The organism is Roseivivax marinus, assembly GCF_900109705.1.
Classification (GTDB): domain Bacteria; phylum Pseudomonadota; class Alphaproteobacteria; order Rhodobacterales; family Rhodobacteraceae; genus Roseivivax; species Roseivivax marinus.
Genome location: NZ_FOAI01000008.1, coordinates 118,462 through 139,280, shown reverse-complemented (window position 1 = coordinate 139,280; position 20,819 = coordinate 118,462). Strand labels below are relative to the sequence as shown.

The 20,819-nt window shown below is 62.9% G+C and carries 21 protein-coding genes; 10 read left to right on the top strand and 11 right to left on the bottom strand.

What is annotated here, in order from left to right; all coding sequences use genetic code 11:
• Nucleotides 1–18: 18 nt before the first annotated feature.
• From BMX29_RS19625 to BMX29_RS11750, 3 genes are read right to left on the bottom strand one after another with little or no spacing between them, the layout of a single operon-like run.
• Entirely contained in the window at nucleotides 19–324 is a 306-nt protein-coding gene (locus BMX29_RS19625; RefSeq protein WP_239367986.1) for an SHOCT domain-containing protein, read from the bottom strand.
• Nucleotides 260–1,726 carry an ATP-binding protein gene (locus BMX29_RS11755; protein ID WP_092813046.1) on the bottom strand — a complete coding sequence of 489 codons (1,467 nt, stop codon included), beginning with the start codon at nucleotides 1,724–1,726 and terminating at the stop codon, nucleotides 260–262. The genes BMX29_RS19625 and BMX29_RS11755 overlap by 65 nt, the downstream gene beginning before the upstream one ends.
• Nucleotides 1,726–2,448 (bottom strand): response regulator, encoded by a 723-nt coding sequence (locus BMX29_RS11750; protein ID WP_007803380.1) that lies wholly within the window; start codon nucleotides 2,446–2,448, stop codon nucleotides 1,726–1,728. Before BMX29_RS11750 ends, BMX29_RS11755 begins: the two co-directional genes overlap by 1 nt.
• 173 nt (nucleotides 2,449–2,621) lie before the next feature.
• Between BMX29_RS11750 and BMX29_RS11745 the strand changes: the two genes are divergently transcribed.
• The 7 genes from BMX29_RS11745 to BMX29_RS11715 all read left to right on the top strand — a co-directional run bounded on the left by BMX29_RS11745 (nucleotide 2,622) and on the right by BMX29_RS11715 (nucleotide 7,268).
• On the top strand, nucleotides 2,622–3,110 hold the full coding sequence (locus BMX29_RS11745; protein WP_244889223.1) for a rhodanese-like domain-containing protein: 489 nt from the start codon (nucleotides 2,622–2,624) through the stop codon (nucleotides 3,108–3,110).
• 88 nt (nucleotides 3,111–3,198) lie between these two features.
• Nucleotides 3,199–3,636 carry an ion channel gene (locus tag BMX29_RS11740; RefSeq protein WP_244889222.1) on the top strand — a complete coding sequence of 146 codons (438 nt, stop codon included), beginning with the start codon at nucleotides 3,199–3,201 and terminating at the stop codon, nucleotides 3,634–3,636.
• A 285-nt stretch (nucleotides 3,637–3,921) separates the two neighbouring features.
• Entirely contained in the window at nucleotides 3,922–4,248 is a 327-nt protein-coding gene (locus tag BMX29_RS11735; protein WP_244889221.1) for a DUF6010 family protein, read from the top strand.
• 3 nt (nucleotides 4,249–4,251) lie between these two features.
• Complete coding sequence (locus tag BMX29_RS11730; protein ID WP_092813037.1) at nucleotides 4,252–4,914, top strand: TVP38/TMEM64 family protein; 663 nt, start codon at nucleotides 4,252–4,254, stop codon at nucleotides 4,912–4,914.
• A 1-nt stretch (nucleotide 4,915) separates the two neighbouring features.
• Nucleotides 4,916–5,902, top strand: coding sequence for a cation diffusion facilitator family transporter (locus BMX29_RS11725; RefSeq protein ID WP_012187043.1), 987 nt, complete (start codon nucleotides 4,916–4,918; stop codon nucleotides 5,900–5,902).
• A 6-nt stretch (nucleotides 5,903–5,908) separates the two neighbouring features.
• Complete coding sequence (locus BMX29_RS11720; RefSeq protein ID WP_244889220.1) at nucleotides 5,909–6,571, top strand: sterol desaturase family protein; 663 nt, start codon at nucleotides 5,909–5,911, stop codon at nucleotides 6,569–6,571.
• Between the two features lie 244 nt (nucleotides 6,572–6,815).
• Nucleotides 6,816–7,268, top strand: a complete 453-nt coding sequence (locus BMX29_RS11715; protein ID WP_092813034.1) for a DUF411 domain-containing protein — start codon at nucleotides 6,816–6,818, stop codon at nucleotides 7,266–7,268.
• A 5-nt stretch (nucleotides 7,269–7,273) separates the two neighbouring features.
• Here BMX29_RS11715 and BMX29_RS11710 read toward each other — a convergent pair whose 3' ends face one another.
• Nucleotides 7,274–7,840: a Crp/Fnr family transcriptional regulator gene (locus tag BMX29_RS11710; protein WP_012187046.1), complete on the bottom strand. Its 567-nt coding sequence runs from the start codon at nucleotides 7,838–7,840 to the stop codon at nucleotides 7,274–7,276.
• Nucleotides 7,841–7,900: 60 nt separating this feature from the next.
• On the opposite strand from BMX29_RS11710, the gene BMX29_RS11705 reads away from it, so the two are divergent.
• Nucleotides 7,901–8,440: a hypothetical protein gene (locus tag BMX29_RS11705; RefSeq protein WP_244889219.1), complete on the top strand. Its 540-nt coding sequence runs from the start codon at nucleotides 7,901–7,903 to the stop codon at nucleotides 8,438–8,440.
• A 103-nt stretch (nucleotides 8,441–8,543) separates the two neighbouring features.
• Nucleotides 8,544–9,104: a ubiquinol-cytochrome c reductase iron-sulfur subunit gene (gene petA, locus BMX29_RS11700; RefSeq protein ID WP_088652793.1), complete on the top strand. Its 561-nt coding sequence runs from the start codon at nucleotides 8,544–8,546 to the stop codon at nucleotides 9,102–9,104.
• 69 nt (nucleotides 9,105–9,173) lie between these two features.
• Here petA and BMX29_RS11695 read toward each other — a convergent pair whose 3' ends face one another.
• On the bottom strand, nucleotides 9,174–10,241 hold the full coding sequence (locus BMX29_RS11695) for a helix-turn-helix domain-containing protein (RefSeq protein ID WP_043754533.1): 1,068 nt from the start codon (nucleotides 10,239–10,241) through the stop codon (nucleotides 9,174–9,176).
• Nucleotides 10,242–11,257: 1,016 nt separating this feature from the next.
• Here BMX29_RS11695 and katG point away from each other — a divergent pair.
• Entirely contained in the window at nucleotides 11,258–13,480 is a 2,223-nt protein-coding gene (gene katG / locus BMX29_RS11690; protein WP_092813031.1) for a catalase/peroxidase HPI, read from the top strand.
• A gap of 105 nt (nucleotides 13,481–13,585) precedes the next feature.
• Here the strand turns inward: katG and htpX are convergent, their stop codons facing one another.
• From htpX to ntrX, 6 genes are all read right to left on the bottom strand, one after another.
• Nucleotides 13,586–14,539 carry a zinc metalloprotease HtpX gene (htpX, locus tag BMX29_RS11685; RefSeq protein ID WP_092813028.1) on the bottom strand — a complete coding sequence of 318 codons (954 nt, stop codon included), beginning with the start codon at nucleotides 14,537–14,539 and terminating at the stop codon, nucleotides 13,586–13,588.
• Nucleotides 14,540–14,617: 78 nt separating this feature from the next.
• On the bottom strand, nucleotides 14,618–15,892 hold the full coding sequence (gene hflX / locus BMX29_RS11680; protein ID WP_043841277.1) for a GTPase HflX: 1,275 nt from the start codon (nucleotides 15,890–15,892) through the stop codon (nucleotides 14,618–14,620).
• A complete protein-coding gene (gene hfq / locus BMX29_RS11675; RefSeq protein WP_043841279.1) occupies nucleotides 15,889–16,137 on the bottom strand; it encodes an RNA chaperone Hfq in 249 nt (82 codons plus the stop codon). Before hfq ends, hflX begins: the two co-directional genes overlap by 4 nt.
• A 127-nt stretch (nucleotides 16,138–16,264) precedes the next feature.
• Nucleotides 16,265–17,779 carry a TrkH family potassium uptake protein gene (locus BMX29_RS11670; RefSeq protein ID WP_043841281.1) on the bottom strand — a complete coding sequence of 505 codons (1,515 nt, stop codon included), beginning with the start codon at nucleotides 17,777–17,779 and terminating at the stop codon, nucleotides 16,265–16,267.
• A gap of 3 nt (nucleotides 17,780–17,782) precedes the next feature.
• Nucleotides 17,783–19,159, bottom strand: a complete 1,377-nt coding sequence (gene trkA / locus BMX29_RS11665) for a Trk system potassium transporter TrkA (RefSeq protein ID WP_043841283.1) — start codon at nucleotides 19,157–19,159, stop codon at nucleotides 17,783–17,785.
• A 234-nt stretch (nucleotides 19,160–19,393) separates the two neighbouring features.
• Entirely contained in the window at nucleotides 19,394–20,818 is a 1,425-nt protein-coding gene (ntrX, locus tag BMX29_RS11660; RefSeq protein ID WP_043841284.1) for a nitrogen assimilation response regulator NtrX, read from the bottom strand.
• Nucleotide 20,819 lies beyond the last annotated feature (1 nt).

Here is a 20,819-nt window from a genome sequence, read left to right as displayed (position 1 = left end):
TGGCGTCCGCGGCGGGGTCTATTCGTCGAGCGTTGCTTTGCGGCGACGGAACTCTTCTTCGTCGATTTCCCCATTCGCAAAGCGGCGCCGGAGCGCTTCCTGCGCGTCCGAGTCCGGGGGACGGGTGCCATTGTCCCGCAGCCTGAGCACCAGAAACACGATCAATGCGATCACGGCGCCCCAGAAGGCGAGCATCATGAAGCCGCCCATAAAGCCATAGCCTCCGCCCCACATGTGACCTGTCCAGGAGCCTGGACCATCAGCTCGCGCCATGCTGGCGGGCAAGCTGGCCAGCAACGTTGGAATGAGCGTTTTCAGTTTCATCTGTTTCTCCTTCGATTAGTTCGCTTTCATCCAGTGGGATGGTGACAACAGCGCGCAAACCCGCGCTGTTATGGTTGACCAGCTGGATATCGCCGCCATGGGATTGGACGATTGTCCTCGCGATCGAGAGCCCAAGCCCATAACCGCCCGTTTCCAGAGACCTCGATTGCTCGAGGCGATAGAAGGGATCGAAGACCTTTTCCAACTGGTCGACGGGAATGCCGGGCCCATTGTCATCGATGTTGAGTACGAGGTTCGAACCGTGGGTCGCCCAGCTGACTTTTGCGGCACCACCGTAGCGAACGGCGTTCTCAAGCAGGTTCCTCAGCGCCCTTCGGAACGCGTTGGGTCGAAGCCGCACGGCAACATCATCACTCGGGGCAAAGGTGCAGTGTGCCGCCATATCGCTGCACAAGCTGTCCAGAAAATTGCGCAGATCGACCACTTCGGCACCTTCGGATCCGGTAAGGCCCCGTGCAAAGGTGAGCGTCGCTTCGACCATGCTCTGCATCTCTTCGACCGATGCGATGAGGCTGTCCCGCGTCTCTTCTTCGTCAACCAGCTCCGCGCGGACACGCATAGCAGTCAACGGCGAGCGCAAATCGTGACCAAGCGCTGCGAGCATCCGTGTCCGATCGCTGACAAACCGGGTCAGCCGTCGTTGCATGCGGTTGAAGGCGACGGTCAGATCCTTGACCTCGGTCGGCCCCGCGACGGTCAATTCACCCACATCCTCGCCCCGGCCAAGATGGTCCGCGGCCTTGGAGAGGTGCCGCAAAGGACGCGTCAGGCGCGTCATGACAAACCAGAAGATCGCCACCAGAAGCAGTCCGGCGGAAATTCCAAAGGTCAGCATCGAATAGAAAGGCCATTGGATTGGCGGACGCTCGAACCGCGTTCCGACATTCAGCCAACGCGCTCCCTTGATGGCGATCGACAGGTTCATCTCAACCGCCGTCAACTCTCCGCGCATCATCGCGAGATGCATTTCCGTCATCTCGTCCGAGAGATTGGGAAGGGGCCGCAACGCGCCCTCGACCTCGTGCAGTTCAACGCGAATATCCCGGCTGTAGCTATCGCCCAGAAGCGCGCGTATGCGTCCTTCCACGATGCCGCCATCCGAATGACCGGTGTGTTCCACGCTCGGAACGTCCGACAGATCAAACCGGATCAATGGCGAATTCGCCGCGCGGAGGATCGAGTCCTGCAACTTCGGCGGGGCCTCCTCGATCAACCGCGCGACATTTGCTGCGCGACCGGCGGCCTCGAACCCCAATGCGGCACGAATCGCAAGGGTGCGCTCGTCAGCGAACAGGAACAGGCTGATCGCCTGGGCCACGACAAGTGCCGCGACCACAAGCAGGATCAACTGGCCGCTCAGAGACCTCATCGCACGGCGCATCACGGCGCATCCTCGACATCGGCAGCCAGACAGTATCCGCCGTTCCGCACCGTTTTGATGACACTGGGCCTAAGTACATCCGGCTCGATTTTGCGGCGGAGACGGCTGATCTGATTGTCGATGGTTCGATCCATCGGGCCTGCCGTCCGCCCAGCGGTCAGGTCAAGCAACTGGTCACGGCTGAGCACCATCCTCGCGCGTTCCAGCAGGACCGCCAGCAATTTGAACTCGGAGGTCGTCAATGGGGTCTCGGTGGTGGACTCGTCAATCAGCACCTGCCGGTCGGTATCCAGTATCCAGTGCGCAAAAGAGACTTTCCTCCCAGCGAGGCTTCCGGCCACAGGTTCGTCGCGGTTGCTTCTCCGAAGAACCGACTTGATGCGGGCGAGCAGTTCTCGTGGATTGAACGGCTTGGCGAGATAATCGTCCGCACCGATTTCCAGACCCACGATCCGATCCGTTTCCTCACCAAGCGCCGTCAGCATGATGATCGGAAGATCACCCTCTGGCGCAAGTCTGCGGCAAACCGACAAACCGTCCTCGCCCGGCATCATGACATCGAGCACGAGGAGGTCGAAGTGACCGGTGGCCAGCTTGGCATCCATCTCCACGGCATCCCTGGCGACGGTCGTGCGCATTCCGTTCTTCTCCAGGAAGCGCGCGACGCTTTCGCGTATCTGAGCGTGGTCGTCCACGATAAGGATATGAGGTGGCGGTCCCATGGCGTCCTTCCTAGATCATCGTTGCATTCTGTTTCATGGGCAGAATTGTAGCCGTTTGTATCAGGTCAGTCCCTTGCTACAGATGGATACAAATCTGTGCCTGCACCGTGTCGTGCTCCCGGGTAGCGTCGCGCGTATGTTATGTGACCTTTGGGATCGCAACCGATCAAAGGATGAAGTTTTCGAATATGTCTCTTGATTTGAACCGGCGCCGTTTCGTTCTGGGTGCTCATATGACGGTGCTGACCGTCGCGGCGTCACCGCTGTTGGCGCAGAGCCGATCTGTCTGGTCGGCAGAGAATGCCTTTGACGCGCTTCTATCGGATACGGCGCGGATCATCGATGTCAGAACGCACAAAGAGTGGCAAGAAACCGGCGTAGGTGCTGGTGTATGGCCGATAAGCATGCACGCGTCCGGTTTTCCGGACCGATTGTTCAGGGCCAAGGAACTGAGCGGTGATCGCACTGTTGGACTGATCTGCGCCACTGGCGGACGCTCCGCATCGCTGCTTCGAGCGTTGAGACAAGCTGGTTATTCGGGCTACGCCGATATCTCGGAAGGGATGTTGGGATCAGGCGAAGGGCCTGGGTGGATCGCATCGAACTTGCCGACCGTTCCGGTGGATGTCGCCCTGAACGGGTTGCCCCCCGCGTTGGCCTGACCAGTGAAGAATCAATTGGTCCCGTTGTGCTAAAAGCCTGATGTATGGTCAAATTGACCTGTTTGAACAGGAAGACGGGTTTGGGTGTATGACCGAGTTGATGGCTATGTTTGTCGGAATATGCGCGGCGATCGTGATGGGAATTGTCCATCATTATGCGTTATCGGGCATTCTGAAGTTTTCCCCGCAGCGGTCGGATGGCTCCGGCTTTCGGATCATCCTGACGTTTTCCGCGTTGCTGTTGCTGCACGTATTGGAACTTGTGACGCTCGCCGTGTTCAATACGATGGTGGTGACAAGCGTTCTGCCGCAATCGTTCAGCAACAGCCCGCCGATGTTTCAGGATGTTCTCTATGTTACGGGCATCTCGTTCTCGACCCTTGGCTATTCGTCCATAGAGGTGGTCGGGCCCTTTCGACTGTTGCTGATGCTGCAATCGCTTTTGGGCTTCATGTTGCTGACCTGGTCAGCGACGTTTCTTTACTCAGCCTGCCAGCAAGTCTGGCAGAAGGCGAAAGATGACTGAAAATCGCCACGCGCGTCGGACATGAGCTTGGCGTCAGCGTCAAATACGTCCTGATATCGGTCCTTTGACCTCACCGTGGAACGGTTGAGTGAGCGCTGCGTTGCGCGCGTGGATGGATAGCCCTTGACCTTCCAGTTGCTGGAATCCCTAGGTACAAAGCCATGGCACAGATTTTCGAAAAGACAGGCGATCACGTATCGCACCATCGACACGGGGATATCTTGAAATCTCCCGTATGGGTTGGTGTGTTGTTTGTCTTGCTCACAATGCCGGCTCACCTGTTTTTTGGATGAAAAGAGCTCGATAGCTCTTGCTTCGATCACGCTTGCTTTGATTGGCGGTGCCTATATCGGCTTTGGCGCCGCGGACGGCAGAGCGCGCGTGTTCTGGGCAGAGCTCGCCGTCGCCCTTTTGTTCGGCTCGGCAGCCTTTTTGGGGCTGATATGGCATTGGGCTTTCCTTCCCTTGGGCTTGGCCCTGCACGCCCTTTGGGACATGTCACACCACAATTCTTATCGTCTCGCCCGGATTCCGAACTGGTATATTCCATTCTGCGTGGCCTTTGACCTTTTGGCAGCGACGTTTTTCGTTCTGCTCTATGCCGTGTTTTGATCCATGATGATGCGCATCCTTCTTATTGCGGTGTTCCTGATGGGAGTCGTCGCATTGGCCTTCCCGGACGTCCTTGGCGTTGACATTCGCCTGCCTGATCGCGCGGAAATTGACCGCTGGATCGAGGCGGCAGGTCTTGCCGGACCAATTGTTATCGTGGCGCTTATGACAATCGCTATCGTCGCAAGCCCCCTGCCCTCGGCGCCGATCGCACTCGCCGCCGGAGCGGCTTATGGGCACACGTTCGGGACACTCTTTGTCGTTCTTGGCGCGGAACTCGGTGCGCTTGCCGCTTTTGGTCTGGCCCGCGGTCTCGGTCGTCCCTTCGTTGAGCGTCATCTCGGTCAGAAGATTAACACAGGCCTGTTCGGATCGCAGAACACTCTGACCTTCTTGGTCTTCGGCAGTCGCCTGCTGCCGTTTCTGTCCTTCGATATGATCAGTTACGCCGCAGGTCTGAGCAAGCTGCATCTTTGGAGGTTCGCGCTGGCCACGATGGCCGGGATTATTCCAGCGAGTTTTTTGCTCGCTCACATGGGCAACCAGGCGATGAACGGAGATGCCCGCACTGCCACATGGACCGCGCTTGCGCTCGGTGGCTTTACCGGCCTGTCGGTTCTCTTCGCCGCGACGCGAAAGACCGGTACACAAGGGGAGGAGAGCTGATATGGCCAGTCATTCTCACGCCGGGCACATGCCGAGTTCCGGCAAGGCCCTTGTGATTTCGGCCTGGCTCACCGGCGTCTACTTCGTGATTGAACTGGCCGTCGGGCTCTGGACTGGCTCGATTGCCGTCCTGTCGGATGCGTTTCACACCCTGTCGGCGGTTGGCGGCGTTCTCGTGGCCATCACCGCGCAGCGGATTGCGCGCCGTCCAGCGGATTCGACGCGCAGTTTCGGATGGTACCGCGCCGAAATCATCGGGGCGCTGGTGAATGGCGGCTTTCTTCTCGGCATGGCGCTTCTGGTGATCTGGATGGGCGCGATGCGGCTCGGAGACCCGATCCACCTGGCCACAGGCCCCATGCTTTGGGTCGCCTTCGGGGGCCTGGTCACGGAAGTGGTCTCTCTGGCGCTGATGTGGCAATCGAGCAAGGACGATCTGAATGCCCGTGGCGCGCTCTGGCACATCATCCAGACCTTTGTCGGCAGCCTCCTGATCATCGTCACCGCCCTTGTGATCGAGTTCACCGGCTTTCTGGCGATTGACCCGATTCTCGGCATGGCGTTCGGGGTGGTTCTCCTCTGGGCCTCTGTGGGCGTAATCAAGGAAGCGGTCCACATTCTCATGGAAGGCACGCCCGAGGGAACGGATCTCGACGCTGTAACAGCGGACCTGAACGGGCAGGACGGGGTTCTGGATGTTCACCATGTGCATGCCTGGACGCTGACCAGCGGCAAACACGCGTTTTCCGCCCATATCCGCCATCAGTCACCCGCCGAGGCCGCGGATTTGCTGAACAGGGCCTATCGGCGGCTGACGGAACAGCATGGGTTTCACATGGTCACGCTGCAGCTCGAAACAGAGTGTCTCGACGAGCGCCACGCGCGGGATCTTGATATAGTCCAGATAGCGGCTGCAAAGGCTGCGCAAGAAAAGACTGATGTGCGAGATGCGCATCCGCACCCAAGCCCTAACACAGAAGGGCCGTAGACTGTGATGGACATAATACTAGCCGCAGAGCCGGAGATTCGTCTGACGGCGTTTTTGAGTGTGCTGGCCGCCATGGCGCTTTGGGAACTCGCCGCCCCGCGTCGGCGGCGTGACATTCCGCGTGTCATCCGTTGGTCGAACAACCTGGCACTTGTCGTGATCGATACCGCGATCCTCCGGTTGTCTTTCCCAATCCTGGCCGTCGGTCTGGCGGTCCTGGCCGAGGAGCGGGGCTGGGGCCTGTTCAACATTATCGAGGCTCCTTTCGGGTTGGCTGTGATCCTGTCCATGCTGCTGCTCGATCTGGCGATCTATCTGCAACATGTCATGTTCCACGCCGTCCCGGCCCTGTGGCGCCTGCACCGGATGCACCATGCGGATCTCGACTTCGACGCAACCACTGGATTACGCTTCCATCCGATTGAGATCCTCATCTCGATGGCGATCAAGCTCGCCCTGGTGGCAGCGCTTGGTCCGCCCGCCGTCGCGGTTTTGTTGTTCGAGATCATCCTCAACGCCACTGCCCTCTTCAACCATGCCAACATCAACCTGCCGAGACCGGTCGACCGGTGGCTCAGATGGATCGTCGTCACACCCGACATGCACCGCGTGCATTATTCTGTCGATCCGCGCGAAACCAACTCAAACTACGGCTTCAACCTGCCGTGATGGGACCGCCTCATGGGTACTTACGTAGCCCAGCCCGCGAAGGGCCACGAGGGAATGACGATCGGTATCGAGCAGTTTCGCACGACGCGCGACCTCTGGGTCGACAGGATGTTGATCCAGCCCCTTCGCGGGCCAGCAAGCGGACACGCCCTGGATACATCCGCCCTCACGCCGACAAGCAGGAACAGCCTACGGACTCTCGAAAACACAGTTCTAGGGTCTCGGGTAACTCAAAAAGGAACACATGATGAAACGACGTACGTTCTTGCTGGCCGGAGCGGCTGCCACACTCCCCCTGCGAGCACTGGCCAACACGGAACCGGTCATTAAAGTCCTGAAAAGCCCCACCTGCGGATGCTGCACCGCTTGGGCCGATCATGTCCGGCAAGCGGGCTTCGCGGTCGAGGCGCAGGACGTCGATCAGGATGCGCTTTATGCGTTCAAAGATCGGCTGCAAATTGCACCGGAACTTGCTGGATGTCACACGGCGGTCGTGGGCGACTATTTTATCGAGGGCCACGTGCCTGCCGCGGACATCACGCGGCTGCTAGCAGAGCAACCGATGGCGCGCGGTTTGACTGTCCCCCGCATGCCGATGAGTTCGCCCGGCATGGGCGGTTCCGGGGCCGGTGACGCTTTTGACACCTTGCTTGTTGGCTCCGACGGCGCGACCTCGGTCTTCGCGAGCCACAGCTGATCAGGTCATGGGTGCAGGTGATAGATCCCGCGGGACGGGTTCATGACCCGTCCGTCTTGCACAAGCTTTCGCAGCGCCCTGTAGGTCGCCTCATGGCTCAATTGTAACCGAGCGGCAAACTCGACGATGGAGCCTTCGAGCAAGCCTGCGATCAACCCTGCCATCACCCGGTCCTCTGCGCGCCGAATGCCGACGATCTCCAGCATCTGTCGCTGCGCCTGTATCTGTTGAGCCGCCTGACGGCCATAGGCGCGGGCAAATGCCGGGTCGGCAAAAGCGGCCAATACGGAAGCCTTGTCGATCCGGATCAGCGCCCCGGCCTCAACAATGACTGCGTCGCAATGATAGACCTCCGAAAACACCGAAGCTTCGGCAAAGCTTGTTCCGGCTTGGGCACGGTGGATGATGAACCGCTCGCCATCTGGACCGACCCGCTCGAGATGCACGCGCCCGGTTTGCACGACATAGAGACCGTGGGTGGGGTCGCCTTGGTGAAATACGGTATCTCCAACCGCGCCGGAGATTGGGCGCAGGGCTGAGCTCGGGATATGATCATAGGGGTTTGGCAACATATGATTGAAATCATATTACGATGCATCCGCCCCTGCTAGCGTAAACATGACACCACCCCATTGAAGGACCTGTCCATGCGTCTCATTCCCTTCGTCCTTGCCATAGTGATGGCCGCACCCGTGGCCGCGCAGCACGCCAATTCCGCGGCTGGTCACGACATGGGCGGACCGCAGGAAACCGGGCAATCGGCCTTTGCCGCCTTGGCGGAAATCGTAACGATCCTGCAGGCCGATCCCGAGACGGATTGGGAGCGGGTCGATATTGACGGATTGCGCCGCCATCTGGTCGATATGGACCTTCTGACCCAAGAGGCCGTGGTCGCCCGCACCCTGCGGCCGGAAGGGGCCCGGTTCGAGATTCGGGGCACCCCCCGTGTTCTCGAGGCCATCCGCGCCATGGTGCCCGCTCATGCGCCCTTTCTCGCGGCCGAGACCGGCTGGGACGTTGTGACAGAGGACTTAGAAGATGGCGTGGCGCTCAGTGTCGATGGCGATGCCGCGCAGATTCAGGGACTTGGTTTCTTTGGTCTGATGACCATCGGGGCGCATCACCAGGAGCACCACCTCATGATGGCAAAAGGCGCGGGCCCGCACCATTAATGCGCCGACAAGGCCTGTTTGATGATCCGTAGAGAGGTGCGCTGACAAAACGTTACATCTCGCGTGTTGACCTTCCAGCGCGGGAGGCACGGACACATGCCCGATGATGGAAGCGTCAGAGAATACCGCCCGCAGGGATTTCCTGTATTACGCAACGGCCGGGGCAGGGGTCGTGGCAACAGGGGCTGCGCTCTGGCCACTGGTGAACCAGATGAACCCCTCCGCCGATGTCCGCGCCTTGGCACAGATCACTGTTGATATTTCCGATCTCGCGCCCGGAACGCAATTGACCGTCAACTGGCGCGGAAAACCTGTCTTTATCCGTCATCGAACGGAGGCAGAAATGGCTCAGGCTCGGGCACAGGCGGTCTCTGACCTGCCTGACAGCTCGGCGCGCAACCCAAATCTGCCCGACGATGCGCTGGCAAGCGATGAGAACCGGGCCATTGCGGGTCACGAGGCATATCTGGTCATGATCGGTGTCTGTACCCATCTGGGCTGTGTCCCTCTGGGGGATGGGGCGGGGGATTTCGGGGGTTGGTTCTGCCCCTGTCACGGTTCCCATTATGACGCGGCTGGGCGCATTCGCAAAGGCCCGGCACCTGAGAACCTGCATATTCCGGACTTGTCGCTCTCGGAGGAGATGGTGCTGACTTTGGGGTGATGCAATAAAGGATAATCTGTAATCAGAGCGCTCGAAACTGGAACAGATTTCGACTGGCCGCTGGTCGGCCTAAATCGCAATACTCCACATCCGAAACCGTCCCTGCCCCGTCACTTCACGGATTAGACCCTTCGCTTCCATCCAGGCGAGATTGCGTTGAGCGGTGGCGCGGCTAGCACCGATCCACATTTCGGCCATCGGGGCGGAAACGAGGGGCCATTCGGTCAGCAGGGCGCTCAGGACCGGCGGTGTCTTGCCTGAGAGCGTTGACATCTCTGCTTTGGCCTTCGCTGACCATGATTGGATATCGTCGAGGCGCCGCATCGCCATGAGGATAGCTGTCTGCATCCCCTCGAGCCATTGTTTAAGGCGCTCTGCCGATGGCCCACTCGCGCGCAGGCCCCCTGCCCCGCCCATTGCCAACGGTGCGAAAATTGCCCCGTTTCCCTCGCTAGCCGCGATGCGCGCGGCCGTGACCGCTGCTTCCACCCGATCGCCCTGCTGCCCAAGGCCCGCAAGACTCCAGAGATGAAACCCCATGCAGGCGCGGGTGATCGGATGAAGATCGGCGGCCTGTTTCATCAAATCCAGCCAACCGCTCGCGCGATCGTCGAAGCGCTCGGCATTTTCATCGATGTTTTCAGGATCGCGGCGGTCGAGGAAGGCTGCGATATCGACTATCGGGTCAGGACCGCCTGTCAGTCGCCGAACGGCCCATCCAATTCGCGCCAAGGCATTTGGGTCATCTTGTGCGCCTGACAGGCGCATAGAAATCCATAGCGCCAGACGATCCGGGCCTACGCGATCTCCTGCAAACCAGCTCAGGTCTGCCGCCTCGATCAGTGCCAACCTATGCAGCCAGCCTTTGGGCGCGCGAGCCAATCGGTCATCGAGCGCACCCAAGCGCCCGGCCACCCTTGCCAGAAGCGCAGCCTGATCCGCTTCGGCCCTTGCCCAGTCATCAATGAGGCCCTTTTCCGGCTGTCCCGCCCGAGGTCCGGGAGGCCGGTAATCCGGTTCCTCTTCGATCGGGCCCGGCAGGTACCAGAGAACTTCTTCCGAAGCATCCTCATCCCCCTCTCCGATGTCGAGGGGTTCGTCGAAATCTTCAGGAATAATAGTCGATTGTGGCATCATATGTGCAAAATACAGAATATTTGCACATTACCCAAGCTGTTTTGTGACCGTCGACAATGCTCTTTACACATTACGTGCGCGCGACTGCCGACGGAACCTTTCAGATCGCGATCAATGCAAGGAAACCAGGGGATTGTGCATCGGCACAATGAGAAAACACTTGCTTGCATTCGTTTGTAAACGGTCCTTTATCCATGACACTTTTGAATGCGAACGATTGATTTTCATGACCCTGTTAGAGTCTTACTCCAGCGATTAATGCCTCCAGAATTTCACCGGAGATTGGCATGTAGCGGGCTATACATTGCGCTTGATTTCCGGGCGTTATGGAAGCCGGGTAAAGACCGCGGGTACCATTGATGAGATCAACGGAAAGCAGAATATCTCAAAGAAGAAGCTGCAAAAAAAATTGGCATCGGCGCGCTTTTGAGTCTTGGAGGATCGGTTTCCTGACCACCACTACCCCCAAGTCGGCCCTGATCCCACCTAAAATTTTTGCGCTGCATCTCCCAAGTACGGAGTTAGCCCATTTTGATTGTCTTCAGGCGAATGTGGGTTTTGCCCTGTCGGACGAGCCGCAATTGGATCAAATTATTTGAACCGCAGAACACCCGACAGAGCACGCCAGAAGCCGATTTTAAGTTGCACAAATATTGCACAAGACGGCTCTCAACCTACTGATTTTTATCATCAACCAGTCCAGTCCATCATCGGCGCGACCGATAGGCGCGCGGCGTGGCGGACGGTCTCGATCCTGTCGCGATCCATGATACGGGGCTCCTGTGCGTCTTACCGTCAGGCGGTGGCCTTCATCTGGGAGGTGCGCGTCTGCTTGCCAAGCGCGGTGCTTACCTCGGTGCGCGCCAAATGCAAAGCCACCTCGGCGACTACCTTGATAATATCCGCCAATCGGTCCGATCTGCTTTTGCAATTTTTCCCTATCGCCTGCGCCTGCTATCCTGTCACCAGAGTCGGCGCAGCCACGCGTCGACATGCGACTTTCAAAGGAGAGGACGATGGACGGAAACGATCAGCCCGGAAACGGCGGTTGCCCGGTCATTCACGGAAACTTCGCGCACACGACCTTCAAGGCGCGCACCAACAAGGATTGGTGGCCGAACCAGCTCAACCTCAAGATCCTCCACCAGAATTCGCCGCTCGGCGATCCGATGGGCGAGGAGTTCGACTATGCCGAGGCGTTCAAGGCGCTCGACCTCGACGCGGTGAAGGCGGACATCGCCCACACCCTCAAGGACAGCCAGGACTGGTGGCCGGCCGATTACGGCAACTATGGCCCGTTCATGATCCGCATGGCGTGGCACTCGGCGGGCACCTACCGCACCGGTGACGGCCGCGGCGGGTCGTCCTCGGGCAGCCAGCGCTTTGCTCCGCTGAACTCCTGGCCGGACAACGGCAACCTCGACAAAGCCCGCCGCCTGCTGTGGCCCGTGAAGCAGAAGTACGGCCGCGCACTGTCGTGGGCGGACCTGTTCATCCTCACCGGCAACGTCGCGCTCGAGACCATGGGCTTCAAGACCTTCGGCTTCGGCGGCGGTCGCGAGGACATCTGGGAGCCGGAAGAGGACATCTACTGGGGCTCCGAGCAGGAATGGCTCGCCACCTCCGACAAGGAGGGCACGCGCTACGCCGAGGGCCGGGCGCTCGAGAACCCGCTGGCGGCTGTCCAGATGGGTCTGATCTATGTGAACCCCGAAGGCCCGGACGGGCATCCGGATCCGCAGGCGTCGGCGAACGACATCCGCGAGACCTTCGCCCGGATGGCGATGAACGACGAGGAAACCGTCGCGCTGACCGCGGGCGGCCACACCTTCGGCAAGACCCACGGCGCGGGTGACGCGGCGCATGTCGGTTCCGAGCCCGAGGGCGGCAGCATCGAGGCCATGGGCTTCGGCTGGACCTCGACCTTCGAGAGCGGCAAGGGCAAGCACGCGATCACGTCGGGCCTCGAGGGTCCGTGGACGCCGACGCCCACCACCTGGGACATGAGCTACTTCGACATGCTCCTGGGCTACGAGTGGGAGCTGACCAAATCGCCCGCGGGCGCACACCAGTGGACCCCGGTGAACATCCGCGACGAAGACAAGGCACCGCAGGTGGACGGCTCGGACGAGAAGGTCGTGCCGATGATGACCACCGCCGACATGGCGATGAAGGTCGATCCGTCCTACCGCGAGATCTCGGAGCGGTTCCACAAGAACCCCGAAGAGTTCGCAGACGCCTTCGCCCGCGCGTGGTTCAAGCTGACCCACCGCGACATGGGCCCCAAGGTTCGCTACCTCGGCAAGGAAGTCCCGTCCGAGGACCTGATCTGGCAGGATCCGGTTCCGGCCGTCGACCACCCGCTGGTCGATGATCGCGACGTGGCCGACCTCAAGTCGAAGATCCTCGACAGCGGCCTGTCGGTGCGCGAACTCGTCTACACCGCGTGGTCCGCGGCGGCGACCTTCCGCGGCTCGGACAAGCGCGGCGGTGCCAACGGCGCGCGGATCCGGCTGGCGCCCCAGAAGGACTGGGAGGTCAACGAGCCCGAACAGCTCGCCAAGGTGCTGAAGGTCTACGAGGGCATCAAGGCGGACTTCGACGCGGCTGCGGCCGATGGCAAGAAGGTGTCGCTGGCCGACCTGATCGTGCTCGGCGGCAACGCCGGGGTGGAGAAGGCCGCGAAGGATGCCGGTCAGAACGTGCTTGTGCCGTTCACCCCCGGCCGCACCGACGCCACGCAGGAGATGACCGATGCCGAAAGCTTCGAGCCTCTCGAGCCGCAGGCGGACGGTTTCCGCAACTACGTGAAGGCGGACTACACCGTTCCGACCGAGAAGCTGCTCATCGACCGGGCCCAGCTGCTGACGCTGACCGCGCCCGAGATGACGGTGCTCGTGGGCGGTATGCGGGCTCTTGGTGCGAACCACGGCGGTACGGCGCACGGCGTCTTCACCGACCGTCCGGGCCAGTTGACCAACGACTACTTCGTCAACCTGCTCGACATGGGTACGGAGTGGAAAGCGATCGAGGACGACCGTGTCTTCGAAGGCCACGACCGGGCGACCGGCGAGGCCAAGTGGACCGGCTCGCGGGTCGACCTGGTGTTCGGCTCGAACTCGCAGCTGCGGGCGCTGGCCGAGGTCTACGGCGCACAGGACGCGAAGGCGACCTTCGTTGCGGACTTCGTGAAGGCCTGGACCAAGGTGATGAACGCGGATCGCTTCGACATCGCCTGATCGCGGTCCGATCCAACTAACAAAGGCGCGCGGGGGCAACCTCGCGCGCCTTTTTCATTGGTTAATCGGACAGTGCCCCGACGGGTCGGGCACGCCGGGCGTGCCTCAGCCCCAGGGGCCAGACGGGCCGGACCCCGACGACGACCGCCCCCGCGTGTTGGGAACGTTGCTCGCACGCATCTCGGGCGTGCGCGGGGGCTCGCGCCGCGCTGGCGTCGCAGCATCCTGCCCGGCCAGCTCACGCAGCGCGGCGATGCGGTTTTCGGTCGCCGGATGGGTCGAGAACAGGCTGTCGTGCTTGTGGGCGTGCAGCGGATTGATGATGAACATGTGTGCCGTCGCCGGGTTCCGCTCGGCGGTGTCGTTGTCGATCCGAGCGGCGCCCTCCTGGATCCGGGCCAGCGCCGACGCCAGCCACATCGGGTTGCCGCAAATCTCGGATCCGGCTTTGTCGGCGGCGTATTCCCGCGTCCGGCTGATCGCCATCTGCACCAGCGCGGCGGCCAGCGGCGCCACGATCATCATCGCCAGCGTGCCGAGGATGCCGAGGCCGCCCTCGCGCCGCCCGCCGAAGAACAGCGCGAAGTTCGCCAGCATCGAGATGGCACCGGCGAAGGTCGCGGTCACCGTCATGATCGCGGTGTCGTGGTTGCGGATGTGGGCCAGCTCGTGCGCGACCACACCCGATAACTCCTCACGACTGAGCGAGCGCATGAGCCCGGTGGTCACGGCGACGGCGGCGTTCGCCGGGTTGCGCCCGGTGGCGAAAGCGTTGGGTTGCGGCGTGTCGATCACGTAGACCGCGGGCATCGGCATCCCGGCGTTCGAGGCGAGATCGCGGACCATCGCGGACAGTCCCGAGGGATCCTGTGCGCCCACCGGACGGGCGTTGTGCATTCGAAGCACCGCCTTGTCCGAGTTCCACCATGTCCATGCGTTCATGCCGGCCGCGACCACGAACGCGATCACCGCGCCGCCGCTTCCGCCCAGCAGGTAGCCGATGCCGAGGAACAAGGCCGTCATCGCGGCCATCAGCATGGCGGTCTTCACGTAACCCATAGCGCCCACTCCGTTGATCGTGGCGCGCCAGATATGGGGGCGCGGGGGGCGCCGGCCAAGGCCGGGCGCCACCCGCGTTCAGACCTTGTCGAACTGCGCGGCTTCCTTGGCGGTCCAGCGCACCGAGAGGTCGTAGCCCTCCTCGGTCTGGCTCTCGTCCACGATCAGGCCGCGCTCGAACAGCCACGCGCGCTTGCGGCCCTCGTCGAAGCCGAGGTGGAGATCGGTGTGCATCTTCTCGCCCTCGATCGCCCGCGCGATGCCATTCAGAAGCGGCTCCATTCCCTCGCCGGTCCACGCCGAGAGGGCATAGATCGAGTCCACCCGCTCGGCCCGCGTGAGTGCTGCCTCGTGCGCGTCCGGGGGCAGCTGGTCGATCTTGTTCCAGACCTCGATCTGCGGCGTGCTTTCGGCCACGCCCAACGAGGCGAGGATTGCATGCACGTCGTCGGCCTGCTCCTGCGCGTTGGGGTGCGAGATGTCGCGGACGTGCACGATCAGGTCCGCCTCGAGCACCTCTTCCAGCGTGGCGCGGAAGGCCGCGACCAGTTCGGTCGGCAGGTCCGAGATGAAACCCACCGTGTCCGACAGGATGACCTCGGGACCGTTTTCCAGCTTCACGCCCCGCATGGTCGGGTCGAGCGTCGCGAAAAGCATGTCCTTGGCCATCACCTCGGCCCCGGTGAGCCGGTTGAACAGCGTCGACTTGCCGGCGTTGGTGTAGCCCACCAGCGCGACGATGGGATAAGGCACCTTGGCCCGCGCCTTGCGGTGCAGCGCGCGGGTCTTCACCACCTTCTCGAGTTGCCGGCGCAGGCGAACGAGCTGTTCGTCGATGGCGCGGCGGTCCGCTTCGATCTGGGTCTCGCCGGGGCCGCCGACGAAGCCGAGCCCGCCCCGCTGACGTTCGAGGTGGGTCCACGCCCGCACCAAGCGCGTGCGCTGGTACGACAGGTGCGCCATCTCGACCTGCAAGACGCCCTCACGCGTGGCGGCCCGGTCCGAGAAGATCTCGAGTATCAGGCCCGTGCGGTCGAGCAGCTTGACCTTCCAGTCCCGCTCGAGGTTTCGCTGCTGCACCGGCGTGACGGGGCCGTCCACAAGAACCAGTTCGACCTCTTCGGCCTTGAGCCGGGCACCCAGTTCCTCGATCTTGCCCGACCCGAACAGTGCGTTCGGGTGCGGCTGCGGCAGCGGCACGATCTCGGAGCCGACGACCTCGATCCCCGGCAGGGCCGCGGCGAGCGCCACGGCCTCGTCGAGGGCCACCGCCGGATCGCGGCGGTCCCGGTCGCTCTTGATGTCGGGATGAAGGACCCAGGCGCGGGTCGGAACCTCTTCGGTCTCGTTCACGAGTCCCCGTTCGATTCGCTGGAATCGTACAGATTGATCGGCTGCGCGGGCATGATCGTCGAAATCGCGTGCTTGTAGACCAGTTGCGACTGGCCGTCGCGGCGCAGCAGGACGCAGAAATTGTCGAACCAGGTAATCACGCCCTGGAGCTTCACCCCGTTGATCAGGAAAATCGTCACCGGAACCTTGGTCTTGCGGACGTGATTGAGAAATGCGTCCTGAAGGTTCTGTCTGTCGGAAGCCATTTAAGAATGCCTTTTTTCTTTTTGACGCCTTCTGGCGGCAGTCACCTCGCTCCGGGGGAGTATGTCGTGAGCCCGGGCGGACTTAAAGGGGGAATCTGGAACGCATCGGGAACCATGTTCCGATTATTCAGTCGCGCCACAGGTCCGGCGTGACCATGACGACAAGCGCCAGCACCTCGAGCCGACCAAGCACCATGGCGATGGAAAATATCATCTTGGCCGGGACGCCGTACTGCGCGATCACCACCGGCATCTCGGTCGCAAAGACGACCAGCGGCCCGGTGTTCGTCAGCGCCGCGATGGCCACGACGAAGGCGGGCTCGAACCGAAGGCCCGTGGCGGCGAGACCCAGCACAGTGGCCATGAGCGTCACCGCGAAGATCATGAAGAACACCCACGCGATGAAGGCGCCCTCACGGCGGGTGCGCCGGCTCAGAAGGCCCGAGCGTCCGATCGAGTTGGGGTGGATCAGCTTCTCGAGCTCCCGTCGACCGGCTAGATAGAGGATGAACACCCGCAAGAGCTTCACGCCGCCGGCGGTCGTTGCGACGCCTCCCCCAAGGATCGCGAGGCCCATGAGGATCAGCCCCGGGGTCTCGAGGCCCGACCAGCCCTGCGCCCGAAGCCACTCACCGCTTTCGAAGCCTGTGGTCGTCAGGAAGGACAGGGTGGTGAAGAGCCCGCCCCAGAACGCGCGGGCAGCGGCGAGAAAGTCCTCTTCCTCGCCCACGTCGAACGAGGCGAGCCAGTGGCGCAGGAAAAGCAGCGTCGGAACCCCTACCACGATGATGAGGCCGAGCCGGAACTCGGGATCGTAGAGCAGACCGGCGCGCCGCGCCGCGCTGGTGTCGTTCGAAAAGGTCAGGCGAGACAGGCCGAAAAGCATGAAGCCCAGAACCGCGATCTCGCCCGCGATGCCCGCTTCGCCGCCCGACAGCCCGCCCACCGGCGAGATGCCCGAGGTGGCGAGCGTCGCCATGGCATGGCAGAGCGCCACGAAGGCATCGTCGCCACTGGCGTAGAGCAGCGTCCAGAGGATCACGGTCAGGCCGATGTAGATCGGCAGGAGCGCGACCGCCGCGCGGGTCAGGCGCTGGCGCGGGTCGGCATGGTCACGGTGGGCCGCCCCCGGCGCCGGGGTCTGACCGGGCTCGCTCGCCGCTGTCACCTCGAAGCCGCCCAGGGTCAGGGGGGCGAGGATCGCAGCCGCCGAGACCCACAGAAGCGCGCCGCCCATCCAGCCGACCTGCGCGCGCCACAGGTGCTCGGCCATCGACAGTCGCCCCGGCGCGAAGAGCGTGGCGCCGGTGGTGGTCAGGCTCGACGTCATCTCGACATAGGCGTTCACGAAGGTGGTGTTGCTTACCGCCTCGTGGAACGGCACGGCGAGGATCGCGGGCAGCATCAGGTAGCCGACCGCCAGCGCCAACAGCTGCCGCATGGGGTTGCGGTTGTGCGCGCGACCGGCGACCGCAACGCCGATCAGCGCCACCACGACCATGCCCGTCAGCCCCGAGTAGAAGAAGCTGCGCGCGTCGTGGAACGCCTCCTGCGACAGGGCCACGGCGGCGGGCACCATCATCGAGGCCGAGAACAGCCCCGTAAGCAGAAGAAGCAGCGGCAGGGCGGTGATGGCGCGCATGGATCAGAAGAAGTCGATCGAGACCTGGAGCAGCCGCTCCACCTCGGGGACGTCCTTGGACATCGCGAACATCACGATCAGATCGCCCTCCTCGATGCGCAGGCCGCCGGTGATCTTCATCACCTTCTCGCCGCGCAGCACGGCGCCGACCAGAACGCCCTCGGGGAAGTCGATGTCGCGGATCCGCGTGCCCGAGATCGGCGAGGTCGACAGAACCTCGGCCTCGATCACCTCGGCCTCGCCGTCACCGATGGAATAGACCGCCCGCACCCGCCCGTGGCGGATGTGACGCAGGATCGAGCTGACCGTGGTGGCGCGCGGGTTGATGAAGGCGTCGATGCCAAGCGGGCCCATGAGCGGCACCAGCGTCGGGTCGTTGATGAGCGTGATCGCCATCTTCGCCCCGGCGGCCTTGGCGCGCACGGCCGCGAGCATGTTGGTCTTGTCGTCGTCGGTGACGCACAGCACGGCGTCGGCGCGTTCGATATTGGCCTCGGACAGCAGGCTCGCGTCGAGGCCGTCGCCGTTGAGCACGATGGTCTTCTCCAGCGCCTCCGCCGCGCGTTCGGCGCACTTGCGGTTCTTCTCGATGACCTTGGCGCGGATGCGCTCTTCGCGGCCCTCCAACTCGCGCGCGACCATGAGGCCGACATTGCCGCCGCCGACGAGAACGACGCGTTCCTGCTGCCGCATGGACTTTCCGAGGATCTCGAGCAGGCGGCGCACGTCGTCGCGGTGGCACATGAAATAGGCCGAGTCGCCCGGGAAGAGCTGGTCGCGTGCCTCGGGCGCGAAGAGCCGCCCGTCCCGGCTGACACCCACCACGACCGCGCGCAGCGTCGAGAACAGGTCGGTGAGTTGCCGCAGCGGCGTGTTCACGATCGGACAGCCCGCGTCGATGGTCAGCCCGAGCAGCTTGGCGTGACCGCCGAGGAATGTTTCGGTGTCGAAGGCCGCCGGGATCGCCAGCCGCTGAAGCGCGGCATCCGCCACCTCTCGCTCGGGCGAGATCACCACGTCGATGGGCATGTGGTCGCGGCGGTAGAGGTCCGAGTAGATCGCCGTCAGGTAGGACTTGGCCCGCAGCCGCGCGATCTTGCGCGGCACGGCAAAGACCGAGTGGGCCACCTGGCAGGTGACCATGTTGACCTCGTCGGAATAGGTCGCCGCGATCACCATGTCGGCGTCCTTGGCGCCGGCCCGTTCGAGCACGTCGGGATAGGACGCGAAGCCCGCGATCCCCTGCACGTCTAGCGTGTCGGTCGCGCGCCGCACGAGATCGGGGTTGTTGTCGACGACGGTGACGTCGTTGCGTTCGCCCGAGAGGTGGCGGGCGATCTGCCAGCCGACCTGGCCCGCGCCGCAGATGATGACCTTCATGGATCGCCTTTTCGAGGGGTTCCGGCTGAGTGGTCTGACAGCTTGCCCGACGATGGTCAATCTCGGGCGGCGGCGGACACGAGTGGTGAAGGCACTGCGGCGGCCCGGACGCCCGAAGGGGAAGCACCGGGCGAGCGGCACCCCGAGATCCCCGGGCACCGTCGCAACGGCGCGTCCGACCGCACGGAGGCTTAGGCGCCACCGCCCGCCCCGCATGGACCGGCGGCTGGCGGTTCAGCCGACCTGCCGTTCGGCCTCGTCCTCTTCTTCGTCCACCTGCGCCAGACGCGCGCCACCCTTCGCAGAGGTCACGACGCCCAGCGACTTCAGCTTGCGGTGCAGCGCCGAGCGCTCCATGCCGACGAAGCTCGCCGTGCGCGAGATGTTTCCGCCAAAGCGGTTGATCTGGGTCAGCAGGTATTCGCGCTCGAACGCCTCGCGGGCCTCGCGCAGCGGAAGGGTGGCCAGCGTGCCGGACAGGACCACCCGGCCCTCCTCGGTGTCGCGCGGACCGTCCTGCGGCAACTCGCGGGCCTCGATGTCGTCGGAGCCTTCCCCGAGGATCAGCACCCGCTCCACGAGGTTCTTGAGCTGACGGACGTTGCCCGGCCACACCATCGTCTGCAGTAGCGCCACCGCGTCTTCGCTGAACTCGCGCATCGGCAGGCCCTGGGTCTTGTGGCATTGCTCGACGAAGTGCCGCGCAAGGCGGGGAATGTCGTCGCGCCGGTCCTCGAGCGACGGCACCGCGATCGGCACCACGTTCAGGCGGTGAAAGAGCTCCTGCCGGAAGCGGCCTGCGGCGATTTCGGCCTCGAGGTCGCGGTTGGTGGATGAGATCACGCGCAGGTCCACCCGCACCTTGTCCGAGCCGCCAACACGCTGGAACTGCTGGTCGACCAGCACGCGAAGGATCTTGGACTGAGTGCCGTGCGGCATGTCCGCAACCTCGTCGAAGTAGACGATGCCGCCGTGGCCCTGCTCCAGAAGGCCCGGCTCCACCCCGCGTTCGGCGGTTTCGCGGCCGAACAGCGTCTCTTCCATCGTCTCGGGCGTGACGCCTGCGCAGTTCACCGTGATGAACGGCCCCTGCGCCCGGTTCGAACGGGCGTGGATGTAGCGGGCGGCGACTTCCTTGCCGGCGCCCGCGGGACCGGTCAGCATCACCCGCCCGTTCGAGCGCGTGACCTTGTCGAGCTGGCTCGCCAGGGCGCGGAAGGCGTGGCTGTCGCCAATCATCTCGGCCGCCTGGGTCTCTCGCCGCTTCAGAGAGTGGTTCTCGCGGCGCAGGCGCGCGGTCTCCATCGCACGGCGGATCACCACCAGGAGCTGGTCGATGTTGAACGGCTTCTCGATGAAGTCGTAGGCGCCCTGCTTGATCGCGGCCACCGCGATCTCGATGTTGCCGTGTCCCGAGATGATGACCACCGGAATGTCCGGGTTGTCGCGCTTCACCGTCTTGAGGATGTCGATCCCGTCCATCTTGCTGTCCTTCAGCCAGATGTCGAGGATGATGAGCGCCGGCGGTTCGCCATTGATCTCGGCCATCGCCTCGCCGGAGTTCCCGGCCAGACGGGTGGTGAATCCCTCGTCCTCCAGGATGTCACCGATCAGCTCTCGGATGTCGCGTTCGTCGTCGACGATCAGGATGTCGCCCATC

Excerpts from the sequence above, each read along its gene's own strand:
- ntrX (WP_043841284.1), bottom strand. The coding sequence starts at position 20,818 with ATGGGCGACATCCTGATCGTCGACGACGAACGCGACATCCGAGAGCTG.
- BMX29_RS19625 (WP_239367986.1), bottom strand. The coding sequence starts at position 324 with ATGAAACTGAAAACGCTCATTCCAACGTTGCTGGCCAGCTTGCCCGCC.
- BMX29_RS11755 (WP_092813046.1), bottom strand. The coding sequence starts at position 1,726 with ATGCGCCGTGCGATGAGGTCTCTGAGCGGCCAGTTGATCCTGCTTGTG.
- BMX29_RS11740 (WP_244889222.1), top strand. The coding sequence starts at position 3,199 with ATGACCGAGTTGATGGCTATGTTTGTCGGAATATGCGCGGCGATCGTG.
- BMX29_RS11670 (WP_043841281.1), bottom strand. The coding sequence starts at position 17,779 with ATGCGCGCCATCACCGCCCTGCCGCTGCTTCTTCTGCTTACGGGGCTG.
- BMX29_RS11715 (WP_092813034.1), top strand. The coding sequence starts at position 6,816 with ATGATGAAACGACGTACGTTCTTGCTGGCCGGAGCGGCTGCCACACTC.
- trkA (WP_043841283.1), bottom strand. The coding sequence starts at position 19,159 with ATGAAGGTCATCATCTGCGGCGCGGGCCAGGTCGGCTGGCAGATCGCC.
- BMX29_RS11730 (WP_092813037.1), top strand. The coding sequence starts at position 4,252 with ATGATGATGCGCATCCTTCTTATTGCGGTGTTCCTGATGGGAGTCGTC.
- hfq (WP_043841279.1), bottom strand. The coding sequence starts at position 16,137 with ATGGCTTCCGACAGACAGAACCTTCAGGACGCATTTCTCAATCACGTC.
- BMX29_RS11695 (WP_043754533.1), bottom strand. The coding sequence starts at position 10,241 with ATGATGCCACAATCGACTATTATTCCTGAAGATTTCGACGAACCCCTC.
- petA (WP_088652793.1), top strand. The coding sequence starts at position 8,544 with ATGATGGAAGCGTCAGAGAATACCGCCCGCAGGGATTTCCTGTATTAC.
- BMX29_RS11750 (WP_007803380.1), bottom strand. The coding sequence starts at position 2,448 with ATGGGACCGCCACCTCATATCCTTATCGTGGACGACCACGCTCAGATA.
- BMX29_RS11720 (WP_244889220.1), top strand. The coding sequence starts at position 5,909 with ATGGACATAATACTAGCCGCAGAGCCGGAGATTCGTCTGACGGCGTTT.
- katG (WP_092813031.1), top strand. The coding sequence starts at position 11,258 with ATGGACGGAAACGATCAGCCCGGAAACGGCGGTTGCCCGGTCATTCAC.
- htpX (WP_092813028.1), bottom strand. The coding sequence starts at position 14,539 with ATGGGTTACGTGAAGACCGCCATGCTGATGGCCGCGATGACGGCCTTG.
- BMX29_RS11745 (WP_244889223.1), top strand. The coding sequence starts at position 2,622 with ATGAAGTTTTCGAATATGTCTCTTGATTTGAACCGGCGCCGTTTCGTT.
- BMX29_RS11725 (WP_012187043.1), top strand. The coding sequence starts at position 4,916 with ATGGCCAGTCATTCTCACGCCGGGCACATGCCGAGTTCCGGCAAGGCC.
- BMX29_RS11710 (WP_012187046.1), bottom strand. The coding sequence starts at position 7,840 with ATGTTGCCAAACCCCTATGATCATATCCCGAGCTCAGCCCTGCGCCCA.